25 protein-coding genes are annotated in these 26,400 nt (G+C 61.8%); 15 read left to right on the forward strand and 10 right to left on the reverse strand.

Annotated features, from left to right (window positions below; genetic code table 11):
• Position 1: 1 nt before the first annotated feature.
• Both H2510_RS19635 and H2510_RS19640 read left to right on the forward strand, forming a co-directional pair.
• The gene (locus H2510_RS19635) at positions 2-1,084 is read left to right on the forward strand and encodes a DNA polymerase domain-containing protein (protein WP_186629966.1); all 1,083 of its coding nucleotides are present in this window, start codon (positions 2-4) and stop codon (positions 1,082-1,084) included.
• A 177-nt stretch (positions 1,085-1,261) separates the two neighbouring features.
• Positions 1,262-1,957 carry a GAF and ANTAR domain-containing protein gene (locus tag H2510_RS19640; protein WP_084345058.1) on the forward strand — a complete coding sequence of 232 codons (696 nt, stop codon included), beginning with the start codon at positions 1,262-1,264 and terminating at the stop codon, positions 1,955-1,957.
• Between the two features lie 3 nt (positions 1,958-1,960).
• On the opposite strand, the gene H2510_RS19645 is transcribed toward H2510_RS19640, so the two are convergent.
• Genes H2510_RS19645 through H2510_RS19665 form a run of 5 tightly spaced genes read right to left on the reverse strand, consistent with a single transcriptional unit; the run spans position 1,961 to position 6,273 of the window.
• Complete coding sequence (locus H2510_RS19645) at positions 1,961-3,220, reverse strand: EAL domain-containing protein (protein ID WP_186629967.1); 1,260 nt, start codon at positions 3,218-3,220, stop codon at positions 1,961-1,963.
• The gene (locus H2510_RS19650) at positions 3,217-3,837 is read right to left on the reverse strand and encodes an SAM-dependent methyltransferase (RefSeq protein WP_186629968.1); all 621 of its coding nucleotides are present in this window, start codon (positions 3,835-3,837) and stop codon (positions 3,217-3,219) included. The genes H2510_RS19645 and H2510_RS19650 overlap by 4 nt, the downstream gene beginning before the upstream one ends.
• Entirely contained in the window at positions 3,834-4,598 is a 765-nt protein-coding gene (locus H2510_RS19655; RefSeq protein ID WP_315901448.1) for a PIG-L deacetylase family protein, read from the reverse strand. The genes H2510_RS19650 and H2510_RS19655 overlap by 4 nt, the downstream gene beginning before the upstream one ends.
• Entirely contained in the window at positions 4,595-5,548 is a 954-nt protein-coding gene (locus tag H2510_RS19660) for an acyl-CoA dehydrogenase family protein (RefSeq protein WP_186629969.1), read from the reverse strand. Before H2510_RS19660 ends, H2510_RS19655 begins: the two co-directional genes overlap by 4 nt.
• Entirely contained in the window at positions 5,545-6,273 is a 729-nt protein-coding gene (locus H2510_RS19665) for a glycosyltransferase (RefSeq protein ID WP_315901449.1), read from the reverse strand. The genes H2510_RS19660 and H2510_RS19665 overlap by 4 nt, the downstream gene beginning before the upstream one ends.
• Before the next feature lie 215 nt (positions 6,274-6,488).
• On the opposite strand from H2510_RS19665, the gene H2510_RS19670 reads away from it, so the two are divergent.
• The 7 genes from H2510_RS19670 to H2510_RS19700 all read left to right on the forward strand — a co-directional run bounded on the left by H2510_RS19670 (position 6,489) and on the right by H2510_RS19700 (position 12,999).
• The gene (locus H2510_RS19670; protein WP_315901450.1) at positions 6,489-7,025 is read left to right on the forward strand and encodes a DUF6764 family protein; all 537 of its coding nucleotides are present in this window, start codon (positions 6,489-6,491) and stop codon (positions 7,023-7,025) included.
• Between the two features lie 53 nt (positions 7,026-7,078).
• On the forward strand, positions 7,079-7,669 hold the full coding sequence (locus H2510_RS19675; RefSeq protein ID WP_186629971.1) for an HdeD family acid-resistance protein: 591 nt from the start codon (positions 7,079-7,081) through the stop codon (positions 7,667-7,669).
• A gap of 94 nt (positions 7,670-7,763) precedes the next feature.
• The gene (locus H2510_RS19680; RefSeq protein WP_397517393.1) at positions 7,764-8,681 is read left to right on the forward strand and encodes an Ig-like domain-containing protein; all 918 of its coding nucleotides are present in this window, start codon (positions 7,764-7,766) and stop codon (positions 8,679-8,681) included.
• Positions 8,682-8,778: 97 nt separating this feature from the next.
• Complete coding sequence (locus tag H2510_RS19685; RefSeq protein WP_397517395.1) at positions 8,779-9,687, forward strand: carbohydrate ABC transporter permease; 909 nt, start codon at positions 8,779-8,781, stop codon at positions 9,685-9,687.
• Entirely contained in the window at positions 9,684-10,574 is an 891-nt protein-coding gene (locus H2510_RS19690) for a carbohydrate ABC transporter permease (RefSeq protein WP_186629974.1), read from the forward strand. Before H2510_RS19685 ends, H2510_RS19690 begins: the two co-directional genes overlap by 4 nt.
• Positions 10,575-10,603: 29 nt before the next feature.
• Positions 10,604-11,923: an ABC transporter substrate-binding protein gene (locus H2510_RS19695; RefSeq protein WP_186629975.1), complete on the forward strand. Its 1,320-nt coding sequence runs from the start codon at positions 10,604-10,606 to the stop codon at positions 11,921-11,923.
• Positions 11,923-12,999, forward strand: a complete 1,077-nt coding sequence (locus H2510_RS19700; protein ID WP_186629976.1) for an ABC transporter ATP-binding protein — start codon at positions 11,923-11,925, stop codon at positions 12,997-12,999. Before H2510_RS19695 ends, H2510_RS19700 begins: the two co-directional genes overlap by 1 nt.
• Here the strand turns inward: H2510_RS19700 and H2510_RS19705 are convergent.
• Together H2510_RS19705 and H2510_RS19710 are read right to left on the reverse strand one after the other, a co-directional pair.
• Positions 12,980-14,290 (reverse strand): cytochrome P450, encoded by a 1,311-nt coding sequence (locus tag H2510_RS19705; RefSeq protein WP_186629977.1) that lies wholly within the window; start codon positions 14,288-14,290, stop codon positions 12,980-12,982. The two genes, H2510_RS19700 and H2510_RS19705, sit on opposite strands and share 20 nt — an antisense overlap.
• A gap of 29 nt (positions 14,291-14,319) precedes the next feature.
• Entirely contained in the window at positions 14,320-16,278 is a 1,959-nt protein-coding gene (locus H2510_RS19710; protein WP_186629978.1) for a M13 family metallopeptidase, read from the reverse strand.
• A gap of 211 nt (positions 16,279-16,489) precedes the next feature.
• On the opposite strand from H2510_RS19710, the gene H2510_RS19715 reads away from it, so the two are divergent.
• Complete coding sequence (locus H2510_RS19715) at positions 16,490-17,587, forward strand: GGDEF domain-containing protein (protein ID WP_315901451.1); 1,098 nt, start codon at positions 16,490-16,492, stop codon at positions 17,585-17,587.
• A gap of 97 nt (positions 17,588-17,684) precedes the next feature.
• Here H2510_RS19715 and H2510_RS19720 read toward each other — a convergent pair whose 3' ends face one another.
• Both H2510_RS19720 and H2510_RS19725 read right to left on the reverse strand, forming a co-directional pair.
• Entirely contained in the window at positions 17,685-18,302 is a 618-nt protein-coding gene (locus H2510_RS19720) for a DUF4190 domain-containing protein (protein WP_186629980.1), read from the reverse strand.
• A gap of 112 nt (positions 18,303-18,414) precedes the next feature.
• Positions 18,415-19,197, reverse strand: a complete 783-nt coding sequence (locus H2510_RS19725) for a pirin-like bicupin family protein (RefSeq protein ID WP_186629981.1) — start codon at positions 19,195-19,197, stop codon at positions 18,415-18,417.
• A gap of 227 nt (positions 19,198-19,424) precedes the next feature.
• Between H2510_RS19725 and H2510_RS19730 the strand changes: the two genes are divergently transcribed.
• Positions 19,425-20,819 carry a maltokinase N-terminal cap-like domain-containing protein gene (locus tag H2510_RS19730; RefSeq protein ID WP_186629982.1) on the forward strand — a complete coding sequence of 465 codons (1,395 nt, stop codon included), beginning with the start codon at positions 19,425-19,427 and terminating at the stop codon, positions 20,817-20,819.
• A 346-nt stretch (positions 20,820-21,165) separates the two neighbouring features.
• Here the strand turns inward: H2510_RS19730 and H2510_RS19735 are convergent, their stop codons facing one another.
• Entirely contained in the window at positions 21,166-21,993 is an 828-nt protein-coding gene (locus H2510_RS19735; protein ID WP_186629983.1) for a mycofactocin-coupled SDR family oxidoreductase, read from the reverse strand.
• 101 nt (positions 21,994-22,094) lie between these two features.
• Here H2510_RS19735 and H2510_RS19740 point away from each other — a divergent pair, with 101 nt between their 5' ends.
• The 4 genes from H2510_RS19740 to H2510_RS19755 all read left to right on the forward strand — a co-directional run bounded on the left by H2510_RS19740 (position 22,095) and on the right by H2510_RS19755 (position 26,280).
• Positions 22,095-22,262 carry a hypothetical protein gene (locus H2510_RS19740; protein WP_179142135.1) on the forward strand — a complete coding sequence of 56 codons (168 nt, stop codon included), beginning with the start codon at positions 22,095-22,097 and terminating at the stop codon, positions 22,260-22,262.
• 112 nt (positions 22,263-22,374) lie between these two features.
• Positions 22,375-22,821, forward strand: coding sequence for a GtrA family protein (locus H2510_RS19745; RefSeq protein ID WP_315901452.1), 447 nt, complete (start codon positions 22,375-22,377; stop codon positions 22,819-22,821).
• 89 nt (positions 22,822-22,910) lie between these two features.
• A complete protein-coding gene (locus H2510_RS19750) occupies positions 22,911-25,196 on the forward strand; it encodes a DUF2254 family protein (RefSeq protein WP_186629984.1) in 2,286 nt (761 codons plus the stop codon).
• A gap of 190 nt (positions 25,197-25,386) precedes the next feature.
• Positions 25,387-26,280 (forward strand): alpha/beta fold hydrolase, encoded by an 894-nt coding sequence (locus H2510_RS19755; protein ID WP_186629997.1) that lies wholly within the window; start codon positions 25,387-25,389, stop codon positions 26,278-26,280.
• Positions 26,281-26,400: the final 120 nt, after the last annotated feature.

Consider the following 26,400-nt stretch of genomic DNA (forward strand, 5'->3'; position numbering starts at 1 on the left):
GATGGCCGCTAAGACGCCGCCGGCGTTCGTGGACGCGGGCGGACGTGAAGTGCGTGTGTCGAGCCCTGACCGCGTCATCTACGAGGCAACCGACCGGACTCCGGCGATCACCAAGTTGGCTCTCTGCGAGTACTTCGCTGCGGTCGGTGAGCCGCTTCTACGGGCTGTCGGCGCACGGCCGATTGCCATGGAACGGTGGCCCGACGGCTTTCGTGAGGGCATGCGGCTTGCGCTCGGGCCGCAGGACAAGGAGGGTGACGGCTTCTATCAGAAGCGGCTACCCAAAGGCGCGCCCGAATGGATCGAGACAGTGAAGGTCACGTTCCCGAGCGGCCGTACGGCAGACGAACTGTGTCCGAGTGAATCCGCTGCGCTGGTGTGGGCCGCGCAGATGGGTACTCTGACATTCCATCCGTGGCCGGTTCGAAAGCCGGACCTGGACCACCCCGACGAGCTTCGGCTCGACTTGGATCTGCAACCTGGTACGAGCTTCGCCGATGCACAGCGGGTGGCGGAGGTGACCCGCGAGTTGTTGGCAGAGCTCGGCCTTCGTGGGTACCCCAAGACGAGTGGTAGCCGGGGGATCCATATCTACGTCCGCATTCGACCGGAGTACACGTTCGAGCAGGTGCGGCATGCGGCTATAGGGCTCGGACGCGAGCTGGAACGGCGTGACGAGGGTGTGACGACCAAGTGGTGGAAAGAGGAACGCGGCGAGCGAATCTTCCTCGACTACAACCAGAACAATCGAGACCGGACCATCGCGAGCGCGTGGAGTCCTCGGGCGCGGCCGGGAGCGCCGGTGAGTACGCCTTTGACGTGGTCGCAGCTGGCCGCTGTCACCGATCCTCGCGATTACAACATCACGACCGTCCTCGGACACCTGGAGGACGGTGACCCGTGGGAGGACATGGATTCCGAGGCGTACTCGCTCGAGCCTCTTCTGGAGCTGTGGGAGACCCTGCCGGGTGGTGAGCTCAATTTTCCGCCCGACTACCCCAAGATGCCCGGTGAACCGCCACGGGTGCAGCCGTCGAAGAAAGTTGCCGAACATTGGGACGAGCAAGGCAACCGCGTCGAATAAGTGCGGGTTATGGGACCGCTCGGGCTGCGTTTACAGTTCGCCGAATCAGCTCATCGCTGGTAACACGCGGTGGGATGGGCGCTAAGATTCTATTTTTGGCCGGTCGAAAGTCGATCGGTGTTCGCGGAGGTGATTCCCATCAGTGAGCAGGTTCTCGGTACAGAGTTACCGACGCGGATGCCGTTCGATTTGGATCTGAGCCATCGACTGGCCGCGGTAGCGCGGGATTTGCGTCGGCAGCACAACGATCCGGACAAGACCCTCGCTGCGATCACCGAATCCGCAGTGGTGAACGTGCCCGCTGCCGAATACGCCAGCATCACCACGGTGCTGCAGGGCAAGTTCGTGTACAGCGCAGCCTTGTCCGGTGACGTCGCGGCCGCGTGTGACTCCCTTCAGGAGCAGTTGGGCGAAGGCCCATGCCTGGAGTCGGCCATCGAACAGCGCACTATTCGGATCGACGATATGGATGCCGATACTCGATGGCCGCGTTTCGCCGACGCGGCTTCCGCGCTCGGTGTCAAATCCATGATCTGTTTTCAGCTCTACGTGGAGGGGTACAACTTCGGGGCGCTCAACCTCCACTCGTCGCGGGTGCATGCGTTCGGTGTGGACGCGGAGTCGATCGGTTCTTTGTTCGCCGCGCACGCAGCAATAGCATTTTCCACTGCCCGTGAGGAACAGCAGATTCGTGCCGCCTTGACCAGCCGCGACATCATCGGGCAGGCGAAAGGCATGCTCATGGAGAGGTACAAGCTGAGCGCGCAAGAGGCGTTCGCGTTGCTGTCGAAACTGTCGCAGGAGACGAACACGAAGCTTGCCGATATCGCCAACCGTGTGGTTGCCGATGCCGAGACGAACGCCAAGGCTTAGTTGCTAGAGCCCGGTTCGTTCCACGGGTAGGCGTGAAAGCAGGCTGCGCGCACAGTCGACGGTCAGTTGCGGGTCGTGACTGAGTACGTAGGAAAACCTGCGTTCCATGTCCGCGCCGGTGTCGCCGAAATCTTTTGCGGCTAGAACCGCCGAGAAATGCGGTGACAGAACCACCACGACCCACTCCTCGCATACCGGATCGCCTTGCTCCAGATCGGCCCCGCGCACCTTCGGTGCAGGTTCGGGGCCCATACCGAGGGCGAGCGCGCCGACCAATGCTGCCTGAGTTGCCATCACCTCCCACCGACGTGCGGTGATCGAGGTGAAGTGTTCACGCTTCTCGAACGAGCCGAGGATCACTGCGGTCTGCAGGGATTGGCTCGCAATGGATTCGAGCCCCTTGCTCATCTCGACGAGCAAACGTTTGGTCGACGGCTTGCTGTCTCGACCCGCTGCGGCAAGTTGATACGGCGAGGACCGTGGCATCGATCCGCGTTCCGGTGAGGTGCGAAAGTTCAACGGAGACAGCTTTTTCGACGGCTCTACCGGTGACCGATTCTGTTCGGTGAAATAGCTGCCCTGCCCGACGCGTGCACCCAGTGCGAGTGCGATGTGTACCGCTTCCTCGTTGTCGATGCCCTCGGCCATGACGATGGCGCCGGTTCGTTCGGTGTACGCGGCGACAGCATTGACGACGCGGGCGGTGAACAGACTCGGTTTCCGGGTGATCAGGGAGCGGTCCAGCTTGACCACATCGGGTTCGAGGAGGGGCAGCAGGGCCAGGGACTCCGGTCGGACGCCGACGTGATCGACGGCGATGGCCCAGCCGAGGCGTCGAACGTCTGCGACGGCGCGTAGGAGCTGTGCCGGCCGGCGGATGAGTGAGGTCTCGTCGAGTTGTAGGACCGCGGTGCCCGAACCTGCCTGGGCACGGTCGGGGAGGTGCGCAAGCGAGTCGGGGTCGATGGCGATGAACAGTGGAACGGCTTTCAAGGAATCGGAGTCTGCGATCCGACCGACAGCGCCTTCCCATCGAACCAGGTCCAGATCGACCGTCATATTCATCGCCCGGGCGGCAGAGGCGAGTGCAGCCGGATCTCCGAATGCGGAGCCTTCGGGGCCACTGACGATGGCTTCGTGTCCGATGACCTCGGAAGTCAACAGGTCGACGAGTGGGACGAAGTCTATGTGAAGGCTGCCCGGCCCGAGGATCGATTCGAGGCCGCCGCCGTCGAAACTCCTGGTCGAGGTGTCTCCGTTCATACCAGGCCCTCACGTCGTGCGACCGACTGCTTCGCGTCGCCGCGTGAAGTGGTGAAGACGTCCAACACGAAGTCCTCGTCCATGTATCCCCCTAGCCGTTCGAGCTCGGCGTTCTCGCCGATCACCGTGTGAACGCGATCTCCCGTCAGAGGGTAGTCCGTCACGTGGTGGCGCCAGTGCACTGCGAGAAGTGTGCCACCTGGTTCGAGATGCGCAGCGGCAGAATCGACTGCCCGCCGAAGGTCGGGCTCGTCGAGGTAGTACCCCACCTCGCTGAGCACGATCAAGTCGAACGGCTCCTCACCGGCCACAGCACTCCAGTCGTCGGTCAATGACCATTTCACGAAGTTTACTGTCGCATCATCGACGGCGGCGCGGGCAGTATTCAGCACCGAATCGACGATGTCGGTCGAGATAAGTGTCTCGCACCGCGCGCTCAGTTTCTCGGTCAGAACCCCGACCGAGCAACCGGGTTCGAGGCCGCGACGGTACTGCGCCCGGGGGAGGGAGGCGACGGTGATCGAGTACTTTCTCTCCTCGTACCAGTTGGCGCGCAACCTGAATGGGTCCGTGCCCTCTGCGTAAACGGCATCGAAGTAGTCGCCGTTCAGTGTCATCCGAAGATCACCTCACGAGGCCGTAGCAGGCGTTCGAGTGCAAAGGGAGGTAACACCGCTCGGTCGGCCGGATGCTCCGACAATGGCGTAATTTGCGTCTGAAACTCCTGTACTGCAGCCTCTTTGGCTTCTCGCGCGTTGGCGTCGAGATCGACCTCGAATGCCCGGCTCCACGGTACGTCGGGATGATCAGGGCAGGCCCAGTGCCACATCCAGATCGGGTATTCGAGGATCGCGATACCGGTGCGCGACGCTGCAGTGATGCAGGCGCGGGCGGTGGCCTCGTGGTCGGGATGGCCGTCTCCGCGCCATGCCGTCAGGCACCAGGTTCCTGGGCCGCCGTGCATCGAATCGGTCAAAATGTGCGCGAGTTCGTCCTCGTGCTCGGCAACAGCGCCGTCCTCGAACCCCAGACGCGTCGGAGCGATGCGCACCCCCAGTCGTGCCACGGCTCGCTCCGACTCGCGGGGACGCTCGCACATGAGGTCGGCGGGCGAGAGCGTCGGCGAACCGGGATGTGAGGCGCCACCATCGGTGACGGCAATTACCGTCACTTCGATTCCGGCGGCGGCAGCCATGGACATCAGCCCGCCGACACCGAGCACCTCGTCGTCGGGGTGCGGTGCGACGACGATCAACTTGCTGCACCGCGTGAGATCGAGTGGGGGGAAGGTGCGATCCCATGCTCGCCACTCCGACTCGGGAGTTCCCGAGTCGGAGTCTGTGTCGAACGAGTGGGTGATGTCTTCTCGGCCGCTCACCACGGATAGTCCTCCTTCGCAATGTCTTCACCCAATGCTGCCAGATCGCGCTCGGCGTGGCTCTGCCGCAGATACACGCTCAGATCCGCGACACGCTGGGCGTGTGCCGCGTCGGCGCACAGGGGGCCCGCCCCCAGCGCTCTGCCGACTCGATCGATGCATTCGCTGGCGGCGCTCTCGACGATGGCCCGTACTACCCGGGCGCGAATTCGGCCCTGTCCATCGGAATCCATTGGGTCTGAATCTATTTCGGCAGCAGCGGTCGTCAACGCACTCGAGGCGGCACCCAGTGCCGCCGCGACCGCGCCCAGATGCGCGTTCTTGTGAGCATCACCGCCGGAGCGAGCGGCCGCATGCAGGGTGTCGGCCACCGCACAAGCACTACCGAACCAGCACGATGCGACGCCGATGGCACCGTGCCAGAAACCCGGACGTTCGATGTAGGCGCCTGCTTCACCGACTGGTTTCGCCGAAGCCCCGTCGAACCGCACGGATCCCGAGTCGCTTCCTGCCATTCCGACTGCATGCCATGTATGTGGGATCGGGGCGCACAAGTCCTGCGTCAGATCCACCGCGAACATCTGCGATCGGTCACCGACCTTCGCCGTCACCAGAGCATCGGTACAGATGTGCGCACCCGAGCACCACGGCTTCACCCCGGTGAGCTTCCAACCATCCTGGCCATGAACAGCCTGGAGTACCGGGGTGGGCGGCTCGGCTGCCCAGACGCCCCAGATCTGCCCGCGTCGCGGCGTCGGGCCGTCGAGTTCGGCAAGGATGGCGAGGGCATCTGCGTGCCCCTCGGCGAGGCGTCCGAGCACGGTGTTCTCTCTGCTCAGCATCGCCAGGGCTTGCCACCTCGCATCGGTGTTGCCTGCGCCGGGCAGCGGCAGGTCAGCGGACTCCTCGACAACCCATTTCCGCAGGCGTGAGGCTATGTCGGTTGTCATTGCGTCAACGCCGCTTCGAGGGTGCGCAGGTGCCCGGCGAATCCATCGGGTGCACGGCCGTCCCGCCGATTCGACGTCGACACCGGGGAGTCACATGCGTACAGCACCGGGATCGATCTGCTCTCCACCCGACGAATCAGATCCACATCTTCTCCGGTCGGCAACGATCCGAACCCACCGACGGCCCGATAGACGTCCGCGCGGAGAGCAAGATTCGCCCCGTGCACGTGGCGGTGCCCGACATGATTGCGGTACCCGGATCGGTAAGTGCGTTCGAGGCCGCAGATGGCGGAGTCGAGATCGACGCGCACCGTGCCCGCGACGGCCTGGGCACCGAGCTTCGCATGCCGTAGGTGCGAGGCCAACCAGTCGGGACGGACCGCACTGTCGGCGTCGGTCGTCGCGTACCAGGTTTCGCGCAGATTCGCGCCGCTCAGCTCGGAGTGTCCTTCGGCCGCTCGAAAGCCTGCCGCGCGAGAGGACCCGACATTGCGGAAGTCGACCGATATCACCGAGCTCCCGTCGGTACGTGCTGCCCATTCCGCAGCGATCGTCGCGGAGTTGTCGGAGCACGCGTCGAGAACCACGATGGTGCGTACTTCCACATCTTCGACGGATGCGCGGGAGCGGGCGAGGGAGGACAGTGCCTGCTGCAACAGATCCTCCTCGTTGTGAACCGGCACAACGACGACGATTTGCCGAATATGAGTCGAACAGTTTTTCACGTGTGCATCCTTCGCGGTCGTCGATCGCAAGGCTGGGACAGTGAAGCGTCCGGACCTGGGCTGTCCGGCGTATTCGGCGTCCACGCATCCGACTCGACATGTTCTGCCGCCGGTGGCTCGACGGAATGCTGATAGGGCCGATAGACCCGCCTGGGAGTGCCCGTTAGTGGCACAATCCAAACACGGGTCGGCGGCTCACGAGGAAAGGTGTGGCGGTGTTCTTTCAACGTGGATTAGCGCGGAAGGTGGCGCTGGTGGCGGGCCCTGTGCTTATCGGGGTTTCGGTGTCGTTGCTGACTGCCGGAACGGCGCACGGAGCCGAGCTGTCCTGCGGTGGGCAGCCCCCGGTGGAAAATGTGCTCGTCGACGGGACGAGTGCGTGCGGCGTGCGGACCGACGCCACGAGCAATGCATTCGCTCATGCACTCGATGCAGTCGCGTTCGCGCGCGCCGACGTCGGTGGCAGCGCGGTCGGTCTGGCCCAAGGCGGTGCCGTCGCCGCTGCCGAAACAGCGTCGGGCCAGGTCGGCGCGCTCGCGTTCGGCCACAATGCGGTGTCGATCGTCTCGCCCGATCCCGGCGCAGTCGCGGTGGCTCTCTCTCTGGCCCCCGGCCAGACGTTCGTCGGAACTGCTTCGGAAGGCGTGCGATGTGACGCAGGGGCCGGGCTCGCTTTGAACCTCACTACCGGACAGAGTTGCCTGTCCGACGGCGCCACCACCTGGAGATCCGGCGTCGCCTCACCTCGGTGAGTGCTTTTTACAATCACAAATGTTCGCTTCGACAACATATGAGGGGGATGGCAATGTCGACACAGTTCAGCACCAACGAAGAGGCATTTCTCCAGATCGGCAAGGACCTCTGGTGGGCCGTTCTGATACGCGGAATCGTGGCGATCGTCTTCGGCATCGTCGCCCTGGCCTGGCCGGATGTCACGGTGTGGGCTCTGGTCGTCGTTTTCGGCGCGTACGCGATCGTCGACGGGGTCTCGGCCATCGTTCGGGCAGCTCGGGCGAGGAAGGTCGAATCGGGTTGGGTGTGGTGGATGCTCGGCGGATTCGTCTCGCTCGGTGCCGGAATTGTCGCGTTCGTATGGCCGAACATAACGGCACTCGCTGTCGTCTTCGTCATAGGAATCTGGGCGATTTTGGGGGGAATCCTGGAAATAGCAGGATCTCTGCGACTACGTCGGCTCGACGGCGCATCGCATTGGGTAGCGCTCATGATCGCGGGTGTTCTCGAACTCCTCTTCGGTCTCATTCTGGTGTTCTTCCCTGGTAGCGGCATCCTGGGCATCGTCTGGCTGGTCGGTGTGTTTGCGTTGCTCTTCGGCATCGCATTCGTCGTCTCGGCAATTCAGTTGCGATCGATGGCAAAGAAAGCCGGAATGATCTGAAACGTTCGATTTCGATTCGCACAATGTCGGCCGGGTATGTGTTAATGGCTTTGAACTGCACGCTCGGGGAAGACTAAGGATGGACCGATCAGTTATGGCATTCGTATCTAGGACATCGCGCCGATTGGCAGTCCGGCTGTCTCTGGCGACCGTGACGGCTGCAGTGGGTATGAGTGCGCTGATCGCGCCGGCTCAGGCCGCTCCACTGTGGCCCGGCGGTCCCGAGGCGCCCACTCTCCCCTCGTTCTCGGGCTCGTCGGACCCGGCCGCGCCGGTGCCTCAGCCGCAGATCCCGCGCCTGGCGCCTGCGAACTTCTCCGATCCGTCCATCAGCCCGTCCGGCGGTGAGGTAGTCGGCGTCGCGCAGCCGATTGCCATCCGTTTCAACGAGGCGATCGGCGATCGCGGTGCGGCCGAACGTGCAATTCACATCACGACCTCACCTGCTGTCGACGGCCACTTCTACTGGATCAACGACAGCCAGGTCCGGTGGCTGCCCAACGAGTTCTATCCGGCACATACTCAGGTCACCGTCGAAGCAGCAGGTTCGCGCGCCGACTTCTCGACCGGCGACTCCCTCATCACCACCGCGGACGACGCGACCCACACCATGACGATCACGCGCAACGGTGAGGTCGTCAAGACGATGCCGACATCGATGGGCAAGGCTGGGCACGAGACGCCCAACGGCACCTACCTCGTCGGCGAGAAGTTCCGCGACATGTACATGGATTCGTCCACCTACGGCGTACCGGTCGATTCGCCCGACGGGTACCGCACCTACGTCGAGTACGCGACGCGTATCTCCTACAGCGGCATCTTCGTTCACGCCGCTCCGTGGTCGGTCGATTCGCAGGGCTACGAGGATGTCAGCCACGGCTGCCTCAACGTCAGCACCGAGGATGGACGATGGTTCTTCGAGAACTCGCAGAAGGGTGATCCCGTCGTCGTCGTCAACAGTGGCGGTGGCACTCTGAGCGGCTCCGACGGCTTGGGTGACTGGAACCGCTAGCTCTTGGCTTCGATGTTCTCATCAGTTCGGAAGTAGTTCACCTTTCATTCGTTGCGGGTGAGCACAGTCCCCGTTTGTGAGTACAACGACCGAACGAGTGCTGCCCACGGCAGGCCGGAGATCATTCTTCGGTCGGCCGTGGAGCGACTACGCACTGTTCCTGATTCTGTTGGGGCCCAATCTCGTTCTGCTGGTCGTGTTCACCTACCGACCTTTGATCGAGAACTTCCAATTCTCCTTTTACGACTGGAATCTTTCCTCGCCGACGTCCACCTTCATCGGCTTGGACAACTATCGCGAGTGGTTCTCCCGTGACGACACCTGGACCATCGTCGGTAACACCGTCGTGTTCACCATCGCGGCAGTGGTCGGCAGCCTGGTGCTCGGTCTCGCGTTGGCAATGCTGCTCGATCGGCAGCTCCGCGGCCGCAACTTCGTTCGGTCCGCGATCTTCGCCCCGTTCGTCATTTCGGGTGCTGCGATCGGAATTGCCTTCCAGTTCGTGTTCGATCCGAACTTCGGTCTCGTGCAGGACCTTCTGCACCGAGTCGGACTGACCTCCCCGGACTTCTATCAGGACCCGCACTGGGCGTTGTTCATGGTGACGGTGACATATCTGTGGAAGAACCTCGGCTATGCATTCGTCATCTACCTCGCTGCGCTGCAGGGCGTCCGCAAGGAACTCATGGAGGCGGCAGAGATCGACCGCGCCGGTAGGTGGACCACCTTCCGTAAAGTTCTTCTCCCACAACTGCGTCCGACGACCTTCTTTCTTTCGATTACAGTCCTGCTCAATTCGTTGCAGGTCTTCGACATCATCAACGTCATGACGCGCGGAGGGCCGCTCGGCAACGGCACGACGACAATGGTGTTCCAGGTCTACGAAGAGACTTTCCGCAACTTCCGTGCCGGATACGGCGCAACGGTGGCAACGATCATGTTTCTCGTCCTGTTGATCATCACCCTCGTGCAAGTTCGAGTCATGGATCGAGACGATCAGCGATGACACTCACCGCGCCGCGTATCACCGCGGAGACGCCGCCGCCCGTCCGCACTCCCGACGTGCCTCGGAACCGGCGCCTTTCCACTGTCTTCGGCTATATCGCGATGGTGCTGGTACTCATCATGATCGGGCTGCCACTGTTCTGGATTCTCATCACCTCGTTCAAGGAGCGGGGCGATATCTATGTCCAGCCGGTGACATGGTGGCCGGGTGTATTTCGTCCGCAGAACTACACCGAGGCAGTGACCGAAGTGCCGTTCTTCACCTATCTGAAGAACTCACTGATCATCACGGTCGCGACGTCGTCGATCAAGTTCGTTCTCGGTGTCCTGAGCGCATACGGACTGGTGTTCCTCAGATTTCCGGGGAAGAACTTCGTGTTCCTGGTCATCATTGCGGCACTGATGGTGCCCAATCAGATCACAGTCATCTCGAACTATTCGTTGATCTCAGATCTGGGATGGCGCAACTCTTTCCAAGGCATCATTCTGCCGCTGGCGGGTGTGGCTTTCGGAACATTCCTGATGCGCAATCACTTTCTGTCGCTTCCAGCCGAGATCATCGAAGCGGCACGAATGGATGGAGCGGGGCCGATCAGGCTGCTGCTGCGTGTGGTTCTGCCACTGTCCGGTCCGACGATGGTGGCGTTCGCCATCATCACGATCGTCACCGAGTGGAACGAATACCTCTGGCCGTTCCTGATGTCCGACGATTCTTCCGTCGCGCCGCTGCCGGTCGGATTGACACTGCTGCAGAACAGTGAGGGTTATACCAACTGGGGCGCGGTCATGGCTGCCACGATCCTCACCATACTTCCCATTCTCATCGTCTTCCTAGCCCTTCAGCGCCACATGATCAAAGGCCTCACCTCCGGTGCGGTCAAAGGCTGATTCATCTTCATCGACAGGAGCACAACATCATGGCCATCCTCAATCGACGCGGTTTCCTCACTCTCACCGGAACATTGGCGGCAGGTGCGGCGCTCGCAGCATGCAGCAGCCCTGGTACCAGCTCGTCGGGTGACGCAGCGACCGGTGACGCGAACACCATCAACTTCTGGTCGAACCATCCCGGAAAGTCACAGGAGTTCGAGAAGGAGCTCATCTCGCGCTTCCAAGCTGAGAACCCTGGCCTGACCGTCAACTTGATCGACGGCGGGAAGAACTACGAGGAGGTGTCGCAGAAGTTCAACGCGGCGCTGTCCGGTAACGACGTCCCGGATGTCGTCGTGCTGTCCGATGTCTGGTGGTTCAACTATGCGCTCACCGGCGCGATCGAACCGCTCGACAAGCACTTCTCCGCAGCAGGCGTCGACTCTGCCGACTACGTCGATTCGCTTCTCGCCGATTACAACTGGAACGGCAATCACTGGGCCTTGCCGTATGCACGGTCGACTCCACTGTTCTACTACAACAAGGCCGTCTGGTCGCAGGCGGGATTGCCGGACCGCGGACCCACCACATGGGCCGAATTCGACGAATGGGGCCCACGCATCCAGGCTGTCGTCGGCGACGGCAAGCTGGCCCACGGCTGGGGCAACGCGGTGGACTACCTCGGCTGGACCTACGAGGGGCCGATCTGGACGTTCGGCGGTAGCTACTCCGAGGGCTTCGATCTGAAGTTCGGCGACGAGAAGACAATTGCCGCAGGCCAATTCCTCAAGGACATGGTCCACACCAAAAAATATGCAGCGGTCTCCAATGACATCGCCAACGACTTCGGCGCCGGCATCCTCGCCTCGACCATCGCATCGACGGGCGACTTGTCCACCATCACCAAGAGCGCGTCGTTCGAGTTCGGCACTGCCTTCCTGCCGTCGTCGGATGGAAAGCCGGGATGCCCGACGGGTGGAGCCGGACTTGCCATCCCATCGAAAATCTCCGAGGAACGTAAGGTCAACGCGCTCAAGTTCATCGACTTCGTGACCAACGGCGCCAACACTGCATACTTCTCGCAGAACACCGGTTACATGCCGGTTCGTAAGTCTGCCCAGCAGGATCCGAGTGAGATTGCGTTCCTCGCAGCCAACCCGAATGCGAAGACGGCTGTCGATCAGCTTGCGTTCACGCGCAGCCAGGACTATGCCCGCGTCTTCGTTCCCGGTGCTGACAAGATCATCGGTACCGGTCTCGAGCAGATCGCACTGCAGAATGCCGATGTGGCAACCACATTCGCGAGTGTCGCCGATCAGCTTCAGAAGATCATCGACCGCCAGATCACCCCGAACCTTCCCGCGTAATGGCAGCGGTTCGGTATGCCGGCGTCTCGCACCGATACCCGGGTGCGGAGTCGCTGGCAGTGGACAGTCTCGATCTCGATATCGCCGACGGTGAATTCATCGTGCTGGTCGGGCCGTCGGGATGCGGTAAGTCGACGTCCCTGCGAATGCTCGCCGGGCTCGAATCGGTGGAGAGCGGCCGAATCGACATCGGCGGGATCGACGTCACCGGGCTCGCACCACGGGCCAGGGATGTCGCGATGGTGTTTCAGAACTACGCGCTGTACCCCAACATGACCGTCGCCGACAACATGGGTTTTGCGCTACGGAACGCGGGAATGAGCAAGGCAGACACCGCGGTGCGCGTCCATGAGGCTGCGAAGATGCTCGAGCTCGAAGCGTTGCTCGACCGTAAGCCGGGCAAGTTGTCCGGTGGTCAACGTCAGCGAGTTGCCATGGGGCGGGCAATCGTTCGTCAACCCACGGTGTTCTGCATGGACGAACCACTGTCCAATCTCGACGCCAAGCTTCGCGTCAGTACCAGGGCGCAAATCGCTGGGCTGCAGAAGCGACTCGGTACGACGACGGTCTATGTCACTCACGACCAGGTCGAGGCCATGACGATGGGTGATCGAGTTGCGGTCCTGCTCGATGGGAAACTGCAGCAGATCGCTCCACCCAGGGAGCTGTACGACAATCCGGTGAACACCTTCGTGGCAGGGTTCATCGGTTCTCCTGGAATGAATCTCGTCGAAGCTCCTGTAGTCGAGGGTGCGGCGGTGATGGGGGATCTTCGCATTCCTCTTCCCCGTGGCGCCCATGGGCGAGTGGTGCTGGGAGTTCGGCCGGAATCGTGGCGACTCGTGGGCGAGAACGAAGGCGCGGTGGCGTCGACAGTCGAGCTGATCGAGGAACTCGGCGCCGAATCGTACCTGTACGCGGCGCCCGAGCCCGGCGCGAACTGGAGCACCCAGTCCGGCCGGTTCGCTGTTCGGGTCGATCGGAAGCTGGACGTCCGTCTCGGCCAGACGGTGCGCCTCGTTCCGAACCTCGACGAGGTGTTTTTCTTCTGCGCTACTACCGGCTCGCGCCTGTAGACGCAGGTTGCCCGAGGTTTACGGGCAGGGAGGCCCAGCCGTGCAGAACTCGGGTTTCTCGCCGGACTCCCTCACCTGCAGATCGCAGGTGGGGGAATCTGTCGAAGAGCGTTTTCAGTCCGACTTCGGACTCGGCTTTCGCCAACGACGCACCGAGACAGTAGTGCCGCCCGCCGGAGAACGAAAGATGTTTGTTCGCGTTCGCGCGGGTGACGTCGAACCGATACGGGTCGTCGAAGACGTCCGGATCGCGATTGGCGCCTGCCAGCACGAGGACCACCAGCCCGCCCTCGGGTACTTCGATGCCCTCGACGGTGACGTCGTGGCGGGCGAGACGACCCGTGAGCTGGACCGGTGATTCCAGGCGCAACATTTCGTCGACGGCGTTGGGCCAGTGCGAGGGGTCGCGGGTCAGTACCTCGAGTTGGTCTGGGTGGTCGAGAAGTAGTCGGATTCCGCTCCCGAGCAGATTGACCGTCGTCTCGAATCCGGCTGCCAGTACCAGCCCGGCAGTCGACCGGAGCTCTTCGTCGTTCAGACCGACGCCGTCCTCGGTGGCTGCAATGAGCTGGCTCATCAAATCGTCGCCTGGGTTTTTCCGCAGTTCGGCGAGATGATCGCCCAGCCAGGCATCGAAACCTTCGAGTCCTTTCTCGACCTGGTTGAACTGTTTCCACGACAAGCCGATGTCCAGGCTCGGTGCAGCCATCTCACCGAATTCGAGAACACGCGCCCGCTCGCTGTCCGGCACGCCGAGAATGTTGCTGATCACGGCGACCGGAAGCTGCGCGCAGTACTTGTCGACGATGTCTACTTCGACGCCGCCTGCGGTGAGGTCGTCGAGTAGACGGTCCGCGGTCTCCTGCACCATCTCGCGCATCTTCGCCACCGCGCGCGGAGTGAAGACCGAGGAGACCAGCTTGCGGTAGCGCGTGTGCTCCGGAGGCTCGACGGAGAGAAGCGAAGGCGGCTTGAGCGGGTGCAGAGCGCTCGAGCGCGTGTGCTTTTCGATGAAACGTAGCGTCCTCGGGAGGTTGGCCCCGAGTTCGCTGACGCGGAAGTCGTCGGAGCGTAGGAGGTCGAACACGACGCGATGGCTGACCGAGATAGTCGAAATCCGGGTCTTCACCAGCGGTCCCGACGCGCGAATGCGCTCGAACACCTCTCGCGGATTCTCCCGTGTCGCGGGATCTGCCACGAGCATGGCCTGCGGGTCGCCCGCTTGCGCTGCTTTCTTGGCGCCGTAGCGCACGACCCCATGTGCGGCGAGCCACCTGATTCGGGCTTTCATTTGCTTGCTCCCCTCCTACGCGACGCGTCTTACCAGATCTTGACGCGCTCTTCCGGGTCCAAGTACAGCGCATCTCCAGGCTGTACATCGAAGGCTTCGTGAAAACTGTCGAGATTGCGCACGACGCCGTTGCAGCGGAATTCCGGTGGTGAGTGCGGGTCGACCGCAAGTCGGCGAAGGGCTTCCTCGTCGCGCGCCTTGGTCCGCCACACCTGCGACCAGCCGAAGAAGACCCGCTGTAGGCCGGTCAGGCCGTCGAGTACGGGGGCTTGGTCGCCACCGAGCGCGATCTTGTACGCGGCTATGGCGATCGACAGCCCGCCGAGGTCGCCGATGTTCTCACCGATGGTGAATTCACCGTTGACGCGGTGACCGGGTAGCGCCTTGGGCTCGAACTGGTTGTACTGCTCGATCAATGCGGCAGTGCGCTTGCCGAATTCGGTGCGGTCGTTGTCGGTCCACCAGTCGACCATGTTGCCGTCGCCGTCGTACTTGGCGCCCTGGTCGTCGAATCCGTGGCCGATTTCATGGCCGATGACGGCACCGATACCGCCGTAGTTTGCGGCGTCGTCTGCCGCCGCATCGAAAAACGGTGGTTGCAGAATCGCTGCGGGAAAGACGATTTCGTTCATTCCGGGGTTGTAATACGCGTTGACCGTCTGTGGGGTCATGAACCACTCGTCGCGGTCCACGGGCCCACCGAGTTTGTCGAGTTCGCGCTGATACTCTGCGACATGTCCGCGGCGGTAGTTTCCGACGAGGTCACCTGCGTCGATGGAAACGGCCGAGTAGTCTCGCCAGCGATCGGGGTAGCCGATTTTCGGGGTGAACTTCTCTAGCTTCTCGAGTGCTTTCGCCCGAGTCTGCGGGCTCATCCATTCGAGGTCGGAGATGTTGCGTCGGTACGCTTCCTGCAGATTCTTCACGAGAACCTGCATACGTTCTTTGGCGTCGGCAGGAAAGTGACGATCGACGTACAGCTTCCCGACGGATTCACCGAGCAGATCCTGCACGAGTGACACTCCACGCTTCCACCGCTCGCGGTTTTCCTCGGTGCCGCTGAGAGTCTTTCCGTAGAAGGCGAAGTTCTCCTCGACCAGAGCTGCAGACAGTAGATTCGCTCGACCGTGGATGATGCGCCAGGTCAGCCATGCCTTCCAATCTTCGATGTCTGCCGAGGTCCACAGTGCGGCGAAGGTTGACACGAACGGCGGTTGGCGAACGACGATCTCAGCAAACTGCTCGGCGGTGCCGCCGAGGCCGGAAATCCATGCAGTCCAGTCGAATCCGGGTTCGTCCCGAACGAGGGTGTCGAAGTCGACGAGGTTGTAGCTCTTCTCGGCATCGCGACGAGCCACGACGTCCCAGTGACCTGCAGCGAGTTTCTTCTCGAGATCGAAGACGCGATCGGCGTCGTAGCCGACCCCGGCGAGAGTGAACATCTTCGAGATGTGCGCCACGTAGGCGCTGCGAATCTCGGCGTAGTTTTCCTCGCGGTAGTACGACTCGTCCGGCAGGCCGATTCCCGACTGGGAGAAGTGCACGAGGTAGCGCGTGGAGTCCTTGGCGTCGGTGTCGACATAGTGGCCGATGGCCCCGCCGATGCCGGTGCGTTGCAGACCCCCGAGCACACCGGCCAGTGTCACGAGGTCGGTCGCGTCGGCGACGGCGGCGAGCTCCTCGGAGATCGGGGTCAGTCCGGCTTCTTCGACCGCATCGGCATCGAGGAAGCTCGAGTAGAGGTCACCGATCTTTTGTGCGTCGGTGCCCACGGGTGAATTCGAGGCTGCGGACTCCTGGATGATCGCCCGTACGTCTTCTTCGGCCTTGTCGTAGAGAGTTCTGAATGCACCGTCGACCGCACGGTCGGCCGGGATTACATAGTCGTCGAGCCACTTGCCGTTGACGTGCACGAACAGGTCGTCCTGCGCGCGCGTGTCAGGGTCTGCGTAGCTGAGGTCGATTCCGGAATTAACAACAGCAGTCATGTAATCCATCTTTACACTCTTACGAGGAATCGGCCGATACCCGAGACCGAGCCGAGATCCGAAGCCGAACCGGAATCTCCAAAGCCTGTCGAGACCAGCGGGAATGGGTACGATATCGAAAACCACCGCGAAGTCTGATCGCGGAACGTACTTGTTTTCGTCAATTGCCGGGGGAATACGGGGTCGGCAACGGCGTGGAGGGCACAGCACCGTGACATTTCTGCGCAGATGGTGGGCTCAGCCCTGCAACTACATGCGGATGAGAAAGTATTTCGAGGCTCGAGGTGTCTTGAAGGCATACCGCATCGGAGTCGGTTTCAACTGCATCTTCTTCGGGCTCGCTGGGCTCACAAGTTTTCTGACGGCGTCTCCGCCTGGCTCGACGGTAGGCAGGGCCGTCCTCGTGTCCGCTGTCATCTCGTCGTTCGCGGTCGGTGCGCTGTGGATACGCGGTCCGTGGCCGAGCGAGCGGGCGAGCACAATGTTCGTCGTCTACGCCGATCTCGGCACTACCGTGGCCCTGCTGTCCTACGGGTCGATACAGATGTCGTTCCCGGTATGTGTGCTTCTCGCCGCGACAGGTTTGTATGTACAGGTCTTTCACAGCCCGAAGCTGCTCATGGCACACCTGCTCTGGTCTGCGGTAACGGTGGCAGGGATGTTCACGCTCATCCTGGCGTCACCGCATCTCGATCACGGTCTCGCGTGGTCGCATCTGATCATGCTGCTGCCCGTCATGTTCACCACTCCCGTATTTCTCCAGTCGATACTGCTCAACCTGCGGGTCGACGCAGACGATGCGATGCTCGACCCGTTGACCGGTCTGCACAACAGACGAGGGCTCGATGAGGCGATACCGCGTTTTCTCCGAGGCCGGAGTGAGGTGTCGGTCTTGGTCATCGACGTCGACCGATTCAAATCGATCAATGATCGCTTCGGACACGAAGGTGGAGACCTGGCGCTCACCCTGATCGCACGCAGAATCCGCGTCGACGAAGTCCTCGTCGCGAGGACCGGCGGCGAGGAGTTCGCGATCGTGACGACGGTGTCCGCCGAACAAGCAATCTCGGTCGCCGAATGGATGCGCACTCGCTTGCACTCGCTGCAGGATATCTGCCCACTGACGGTCAGCGTCGGCGTCGCACATTCTGCTTCCGTCGACGGCGACGGAGTGTGCACGGTGACGGATCTGCTTCGGCAGGCGGATGGGGCAATGTACGAGGCCAAACGCCTCGGTGGCAACCAAGTCGTCGTTGCTGATCCGGTGGCTGCGTATCCACCGGTGCACGCCAGCCGCACGGGTGATTGAACGCCCTGGTTGACGGCTCGGATGTATCCATCACCGCTCTCCGACGTGGTGACGAGCGAGGAGTCCGGCGAGGCTCACTCCGCCGCCTGCGTAGTTGTCAGTTGGGTTGGCTGGGGACGGTGACGTCGAACCTGTCCTCGATGTTCTGCTGCCACTTGTCGGCGCAACGCTGCTGCTCACGCTGGTTGGTGCCGGCATCACTGATGCAGTCGGCGAAGTCTTTGCCTCCACTGCTGTTGAACAGTCCGATACCGACCACGAGCAGGACGATCGACAGCGCAACCGCGACCAGACCGAGAATTATCGCGACGAGGGAGACGGCCCCGTTGGTTGCGGTGCCCTTGTTTGATTTCGAACGACCGATGAAACCGATAACCACAGCCAGCAATCCGAAGATGATGCCGCCCAGGATCGTCCAGCAGAGCACGATGCCGAGGATCGCGAGCACGACCGCCACGATGCCGGCGGTATTCTGCGGCGGCGGTGGAGGCTGTTGGTACCCGCCTTGCTGTGGGTAGCCGCCTTGCTGTGGGTAGCCGCCTTGCTGTGGATAGCCGCCTTGCGGCGGGTAACTGCCTGGTGGGTAGCCGCCTTGTGGTGGGTAATTGCCCTGTGGTGGGTAATTTCCCGGTGGGTAGCTACCTGGTGGGGGATAGCCACCCGGGGGCGGATCCTGGGGTGGGGGTGGATTCTCAGGTGGCGGTTGGTCTGACACGGCGGAGACCTCCGATGCGTACGAGCGTGAGTGCTGGAGAGTCTAAGCGCCTTGCCTGGCCGGGCATTCGACTATTCGGATGCCGTGATCAACCTGTCATCGACTGTGTTGCTCATCCACCCAGGCGTTTGTGCATCTCCCACACCAGTATCTCGGCAGGTGCGGTTGCCTCGATTCGTTGTCCACCAGAGGAACTCAGGCGTACGGCGTCCCCCTCGTACAATTCGCCGATGCCTTCCATCTGGACTGTCCCGGCGACGACGAAAACATGAAGAAACGGCGCTTCGGGGATCGTGATCGGTCGCCCGGGCTGTAACCGTGCTGCATGCATGGCAGCGGACTTCTGGGATATACCGATCGCGGACTGCCCGTGATGCTTCTTCATGCCGGATGCCACGGGAATCAGTCCGCCGCGCAGTAATTCGTCGTCGATTTCGAGTTGTTCGTATCCGGGTGTGATGCCAGGGGTGTCTGGCATAACCCACATCTGAACGAATCGAACGGGCTCGTGGTGCTGTTCGCCGGTCAGCCGCCAGGAGTCGTTCTTTTCCGAATGCATGATCCCTTTGCCTGCGCTCATGCGTTGTGCGAGGCCGGGATAGATGACTCCGGAGTGGCCGATCGAATCCTGATGTACGAGCGAGCCCTGCACCACCCACGTCACGATTTCCATGTCGCGATGTGGGTGGGTTTCGAATCCTTCTCCGGCAGAGACGGTGTCGTCGTTGTTGACGAGCAGTAGTCCGTGATGGGTATTGTCCGGGTCGTAATGCTGCCCGAAGGAGAAGGAATGCTTCGAATTTAGCCACGCCACACGGGTTTTCGCGCGATCACCGGCGCGATGGACGTCGATGTGGGGAATGGGGGCGAAGCTTGCAGGATGTGGAGCGGACATGGGCCCACTCTACGAGTCGAACGATCGATAGTCGTCAGGCCCGGATAACTTTCGCGCGACGAAAGAAAAACGATCCAGTGCGTCAGGTGTGTGAGATCAGGGGGATCGGGTAGCCGTATTCGAAAGATTCGACCACTCTGCGCTCGGCTCAGCTCGCGCATATCGGCGGATCCATCGTTAGAGTGAGAAAGTAGACCGAGCGAATGCGGAGGCCAGTGAACTCATCTATGACCGATTCGACGCACATCAGCACGGAAGAGTTGGAAACTGCACTTCGGGCGTGGCTTCCGCAGCAACGCTGGTTCGCCGCGAAGGGTTCTCGGATCGTCTCCCTCATCGTCATCTCGCGGGTCCCTCTGGGCTCGCGTCCAGGGGTGGAGACAGAGCATGTCCTGGTCGATGTCGGACTGGATGCGCACGTGGCCGAAGGTGGCCGCGTCCAGCGCTACCAGGTACCTCTCGGCGTTCGGCGCACTGTGGTCGAGGATTTGGCACCCTGGCAGTTGCCGGTGCGAGAGGGCGTATTCGTATACGACGGTTTGCGAGACCCGAAGATCATTGCGCTGTATTCCGACGCATTGTCGGCCGCCCAGCCGATCGGCTCCCTGGAGTTCCGAAACGTGCCTGGTGAAACGGTCGAGACCGGAATGCTCGGTCGGGTGTTGGGCGCGGAACAGTCGAATACTTCGGTGGTGCTAGGTGAAGTGCTGCTGCTCAAGCTGTTTCGACAGGTCTCCCCGGGTATCAATCCGGACATCGAACTTCATCGCGCGTTGGCCGCCACCGGATGCCGATTCGTCGCTCCGCTGCGGGCCTGGATCGAGACCGAGGCGGATGGCGAAGTCTCGATGCTCGGCATGGCGCAGGACTTCGTGGCCGACGCTGCAGAGGGGTGGACCACCGCCTTGGCAAGTGTCCGCGACCTGCTGGCGAGCGACCGACAGCCAGCTGAGCTGGATTCCGATTTCTCCGGCGAGGCATACGACCTGGGTGCTGCAGTCGCCCACGTGCATGCGGATCTGGCGAGGGAGTTGGGTACGGCCGAGCGCGCGGGCTCGTCGACGGCCGTCGAGGAGATTCTTGCTCGGGTCGAAGCTGCGGCGGAAGTGATTCCGGAGCTGGCCGACCATCTTCCAGCTGCTCGCGAGCTCATCGCAGGCGCCGAGGCAGCGGGCACGGTAACCGTGCAGCGTATCCACGGCGACCTGCATCTCGGTCAAGTCCTACGCACCTCGACCGGTTGGTTGCTCATCGACTTCGAGGGTGAGCCCGCAAAGCCACTGGAGGAGCGTAGACAGCGAGACAGTGCGCTTCGCGATGTCGCCGGAATGTTGAGATCGTTCGACTATGCGGCTCATCATCTGCTGCTGGACGATCCGGACGTGACCGAGGCGACCTACGCCAGGGCCTCGGAGTGGGCGAGAAGAAACTCGGCATCGTTCTGCGACGGTTATGCATCGGTCACCGGGTCGGACCCACGCGAGGAATCAGCGTTGCTCAGCGCTTACGAGCTGGACAAGGCTGTCTACGAGGCAGAGTACGAAGCACGCAATCGGCCCGCCTGGCTGGAACTGCCGATGCGTGCGATCAGGCGATACGCCCCGGCTCGGGCTGGTTCCTAGCCCCTCGTCTCGATAGCTATCGAATCGAGTCCGACAAGTCGGCCGCGATCGGGTGGTCCGCAACTTTGGCGACCTCGACCTCGACTACTCGGTCCGTCGTCTCGATTCGCTTGTCGTGTGAGTCCTCGCCCGCCCCGCACACTATGCACCGGGCGTCTCTTGGGCGTTCCCGCTCGTAATGGTGGCTGTATCTCCCGAAGCTCTGCGCCATCGTGTCGACCCGATTCTGTCCGTGTTCGCGTCGACCCCACGGCGACTGTCGTCGACAGTGCCGGATTCGGGCATTCGGGTCAACCGGGCTGGTTCACCTCTTTCGTCACGGTAGCCAGGGGCAAGTGCTTCCGTCTCAGCGCGTAAGCACTCCGAGATCCAAGGGCAACTGAATACCGGTGACGTGCCGAGCCTCGTCCGAGGCGAGCCACGCAACGGCGGACGCAATGTCCTCCGGCTCGCTGATCGGGTCGGGCAACGAACCCATGAAAATCGGTCCGAGTGAGGGGTACTTCTCGATGAGGGCCATCATGTCGCCGGGTTGCATGCCGGTCGCAACACCGTGCGGATGAATCGTGTTGACACGGATACCGAACTGTCCGAGCTCGTTGGCCATCGTCCGACACAGCCCGACGATGCCGTGCTTGCTCGCTGTGTAGTGCGCGAGAAACGGCAGGCCCTTGAGCCCTGCGACCGAACTGGTCATGACGATCGATCCGCCTGTCCCCTGATCGAGCAAGATCGGAATCGCAGCCTTCGCCGTGAAGAAGGTGCCGGTGAGATTGACGTCGATCGTCTCTTTCCATTGCTCGGGGGTGATTTCCCACGACATCCCCGCGGCACAGATTCCGGCATTGGCGATGACGACGTCGAGCCTGCCGAGTTGCTCGACTCCGTCGTTCAGAGCGGCCGACAAGGCAGCGAAGTCTCGGGTGTCGGCCTGGGTGGCAACGATCCGGCGATCGAGCGCTTCGACCGCAGCGACCGTTTCCTGGAGGTTCTCGGCGGTGGAGCCGTCGTAGAACGTCGACTCGAACTCGCCACAGATATCGACCGCAATGATGTCGGCGCCCTCTGAAGCGAGCCTTATCGCTTCGGCCCTTCCTTGGCCGCGGGCAGCGCCGGTAATGAAGGCAACCTTTCCCTCGAAGCGTCGTGGTTGATGTTCGGTCGATGTGATCATGGCTTCGGACAGTACAACTTCCGGTACTCGGTACGGGGTGGATTCGACCGACCCTGAGTGCGCCCAGTACGGTAAGGGTCAACACGGGAGGTAGGGCAGTTATGGAAAGTATCGGTGCGTTCATAGGAATCGTCGTTGTCGTTCTGACGATCGTTCTCGTGGTCTTCGGTTGTGTCATGTTGTTCGTGGCATCGATCAAGCCTGACCTGATGAACTTCGATCTCGAACGTCGCTCGCGCAACAAGAAGAAGAGCGGCACCGCGTCCTAGCCGGATAGTGCGGGTGACTTGGCTCATAGTTGGGCCTTGAATCTCGTGCGCCCGCTGTTGGACCGGGAAGGACTGTGTTCGGTCCAGGACGCCGAAAACTGGAGACGATGACGTGAGCAGCACGCTGGACACGCAGCCGAGAACATGTGCCACAGAAATCAAGGCGCGTTTCATGGGTGAATCGGCCCCGGCGCAATTCGTCAGATTCGTCTTCGTGGGTGCCTCCAGCAACATCGTCTACATCGGACTGTTCCTCGGATTGGCATTTCTCGGTACCTTCGTCGCAAATATTGCCGGAATCGCGGCGAGCACAGTTCTTGCCAATGAACTCCATCGGCGGCATACCTTTCATGCGACGCAGCGTGTCGGTTGGTTGCAGACTCAGTGGGAGGCGGGTGGACTTGCCCTCGCCGGTCTGGCTCTCGGCACCGCAGCCCTCGCCGTCGTCCATATTGTTTTTCCCGAATCGTCGTGGATCCTGCAGGTCGTCGCCGTCATCGCGGTGAGCGCCGCCACCGGGGCGCTCCGCTTCATCGCGCTTCGCGGATGGGTTTTCTGACCGCCTGGTGATTCCGCCCAGCGTCGGTACAACATACAGACCGTGCACAGAGATAGGCTGACCTCGCTCGATTGAGCGAGGAGGTCGCGATGGGTACATGGTTCACCGAGACGGTCGTGGACAACGGACGCCTCCCCTTGTTCTTTCTACTCGTATCGTTCCTACTGGCATTTCTTTTCATTCGGTTCAGCGTTCGGATGATCAGGGCCGAAGTGTCCTGGTGGCCCGGCAACGTCACACCAGGTGGCATGCACATTCACCATGTGATGTTCGGACTGGTCATGGTCCTTGTCTCCGGGTTCGCGCTGGTCGCCATCGCGAACTACGAGACCCCCGTTGCCAACTGCATTCTCGCGAGCGTTTTCGGTATCGGAAGTGCGTTGATGCTCGACGAGTTCGCACTGATACTGCATCTTCGCGACGTCTACTGGGCGGAGGAAGGTCGGTCCTCCATCGACGCGGTCTTCGTGGCCGTCGCGATCTCCGGCCTCTATCTTCTCGGCGTTCACCCCATCGGATTCACCGGGGACTTCGACGTCTATCAGCAGGATCGATCGCTGATCACGCTTGCGCTGGTCCTCTTCGGGTTGGCACTTCAGCTTGGGCTCGCGGCAATCACCCTGCTCAAGGGCAAGCTGTGGACGGGATTGGTCGGCCTGTTCTTCACCCCGCTCCTCATCGTCGGTGCCATCCGGCTCGGCCGACCGTTGTCGCCGTGGGATCGGTGGCGATACGCCGACAAGCCAGGTAAACGAGCGAAAGCCTTCACCCGCGAAAAGCGGTTCCGTGAACCGGTCATCCGGGCGAAAATCTTTGTTCAGGAAGCGCTGTCGGGTCGCTTCGGTGTACCGATCGAGACGGCCACACCGACTGCTGCGGTTACTGTGTCGGATCAGCCGGTGCCGGTGGCCAAGGTTCCCAATCGAGTCCTGACGGCGATACGGTGGAATCACACTCGCCGACGCTTGCGGAGGACACCGACTTGGCGGCTACCGATGATCCTGGTGTCGTTGTCGATCGTGTTGGCGGCGCTCCTCGTGGACCTGGACGGCGAACTCGGCAACACCGATTCTGCGGTCGGCATCGAATCGACATTCGATATCGGAGCCACTGCCACGTTGCTCGCCGTCATCGCCGGCGGCATGATCACGCTCACCGGCCTGGTGTTCACCGCCATCACCCTGGCCATGCAGTTCGGTGCCTCGCAGATTTCGGTGCGTGTGGTGCCGATGCTGCAACAGGAAGCCATCATGCGATGGTCGATCGGGATGTTTCTGTCCACGTTCGTCGTCGCTGTCATCATCGCCTCGGATCTGGCGTTGTCCGGCGAGTCGACAGCACCCGTGCTGTCGACGTCCATTGCAATCCTGTTGGCATTCGTGAGTGCGTTTCTCTTCATCGCGCTGGTAGCGCGCGTGGGAATGGTGCTCAATTCTTCGCGGTTGCTGCGCTGGATCGCGGCACAGAGTCGCTCGTCCATCGTGCGAACTTATCCGGGATTCACGGAAGAGATGGAGCAAGGGCGGAGAGAAATCGTCTCCGCTGCTCCGGTTCTGACGCCACCGCCCCTTGCCGCGTCGAGAGATCCGCACAAGTTCGAGCCGCTGGGTAGCTCGACCACGGTTAGGCTCCGTCAACTCTCTCCCGACGGCCGAATTCTGTTGGCAGTCAATCTCGCCGGTATCGAGCGACTTGCCGCGGTATGGGGAGTCACTATCGAGGTGCTGCCCTATGTCGGCGAGTTCGTCGCGCAGGATGCTGCGCTGTTCGAGGTGAACGGGCCGCAATTGCGGGTGCGCCCACACCAGTTGATGGCGTGCCTGATATTCGGTGACACGCATAGTCCGACGGTCAGTCCGGCTGCCGGGCTGCAGGCAATCGTCGACATCGCACTCAAAGCGCTCTCACCCGCGATCAACGACCCCGGCAGGGCCGTGCAGGCCATCGACCATCTCGAAGACCTACTCTTGACGTTGGCGCCGAGAGTTCGCCTGGAAGCTTCGGACTCGGTGTCGACACGGATACGTGGAACAACCCGAACCTGGGCCGATTACGTGGCTATCTCGACCGACGAGATCCGGCACTTCAGCACCAACTCCGCTCAAGTGCAGCGTCGACTCCGCTCGTTGTTGGACACCCTGCTCGGTTACTGCCCAGCCGAGCAACATGCCCCCCTGGTGGCACGTGTGCACGCCCTGGATGCTCAGATCGCGCGCGAATGGACCGGTGAACTCGATATCGCACTGGCATCCGTCGCCGATCCTCAGGGCCTCGGTTCCGAAAATGGTTCGGCAGGACGGACACATCCGCTGGTTCTGGGTGTGCCGACCGTCGAAACGGACAAATCCGCAGCGGGAGAAAAGCCCGGAAACTAGTTTATGCAAAACTTGCATCCGTGATGACGGCGCTGTTTCGTGCAAGACCGAGGGTCTCGTCCGACGGGATCGCGCCGAATCGGCAGTCCGAAAGTGTGTCCAGCAAAAGGAGAGTCCCTCGAATGAGTAGCAGCTTCCATCTACGCGCCCCGGAACCGTCGACGTTCCTACCGGAATCCGGACTTGCATGATGACGAATGTCGATGCGCCACAGTGGTTCTCGGATGCCGTGGCGATCAAGCCGGTCGAGAGCGACATCGAGGTGCTAGGCGCCTCTATTCACGTCCGCTCGTGGGGTGAGGAAGATCTTCCCGGCGTCGTTCTCGTCCACGGTGGTGCTGCGCACTCAGGATGGTGGGATCACGTCGCACCATTTCTTGCCCGCGGCCATCGCGTCGTTGCGCTCGATCTGTCCGGCCACGGAGACTCGGCATGGCGGGAAGATTACAAAGTCGAGTACTGGTCTGCCGAAGTTCTTGCGGTGGCCGAAGCGTCGAACTTCATCCACCCCCCAGTGTTGATCGGGCACAGTATGGGCGGTTGGGTCTGCATGGACGCCGCGAAGGGCGACGCCAGAATTGCGGGCGTCGCGGTGATCGACACCCCGCTCAGATCTCCCTCACCCGAGCAGACCGCAGCGCGGGACAAGCGAGCGTTCGGACCGCTGAAGGTCTATGCCGCTTTGGACGAAGCGTTGGTGCGGTTCCGCACTGTTCCAGACCAAGCTGACTCGTTGCCGTACGTGATGGACCACGTTGCCCGCGGATCGGTGCGAGAGGTCGACGGCGGATGGTCGTGGAAGTTCGATCCGAGCATGTTCGGCAGCGCCCGCCCGTCACCGGAGCTGCTTCGATCGGTCCGTTGCCGGGCTGCGCTGTTCCGTGCCGAACGCGGCATGGTCACCCAGGACGTAGCGTCGGACATGTATGAAATGTTCGGCAGATCGGCGCCGGTGATCGAGATCCCGCTGGCCGGACATCACGTCATGCTGGATCAGCCGTTGCCGTTGGTGTCGGGCCTGCTCACCTTGCTCGCAGATTGGGACCACTCCAGGGCACAGGTGGCCGGCGCCCAGCACATGTGAGGGCGCCCAAGTGTGGTGAGCGGGGTTTGCAACATCTAACAGAGTCTCGCGTGGACGTCCTCGCCATAGGGAAACCGACCTACCATTACGTAGGTATTTTTCACTAGAGGAGGCATGTCC

The sequence above is a fragment of the Rhodococcus sp. BP22 genome (assembly GCF_014281965.1).
GTDB lineage: Bacteria > Actinomycetota > Actinomycetes > Mycobacteriales > Mycobacteriaceae > Rhodococcoides.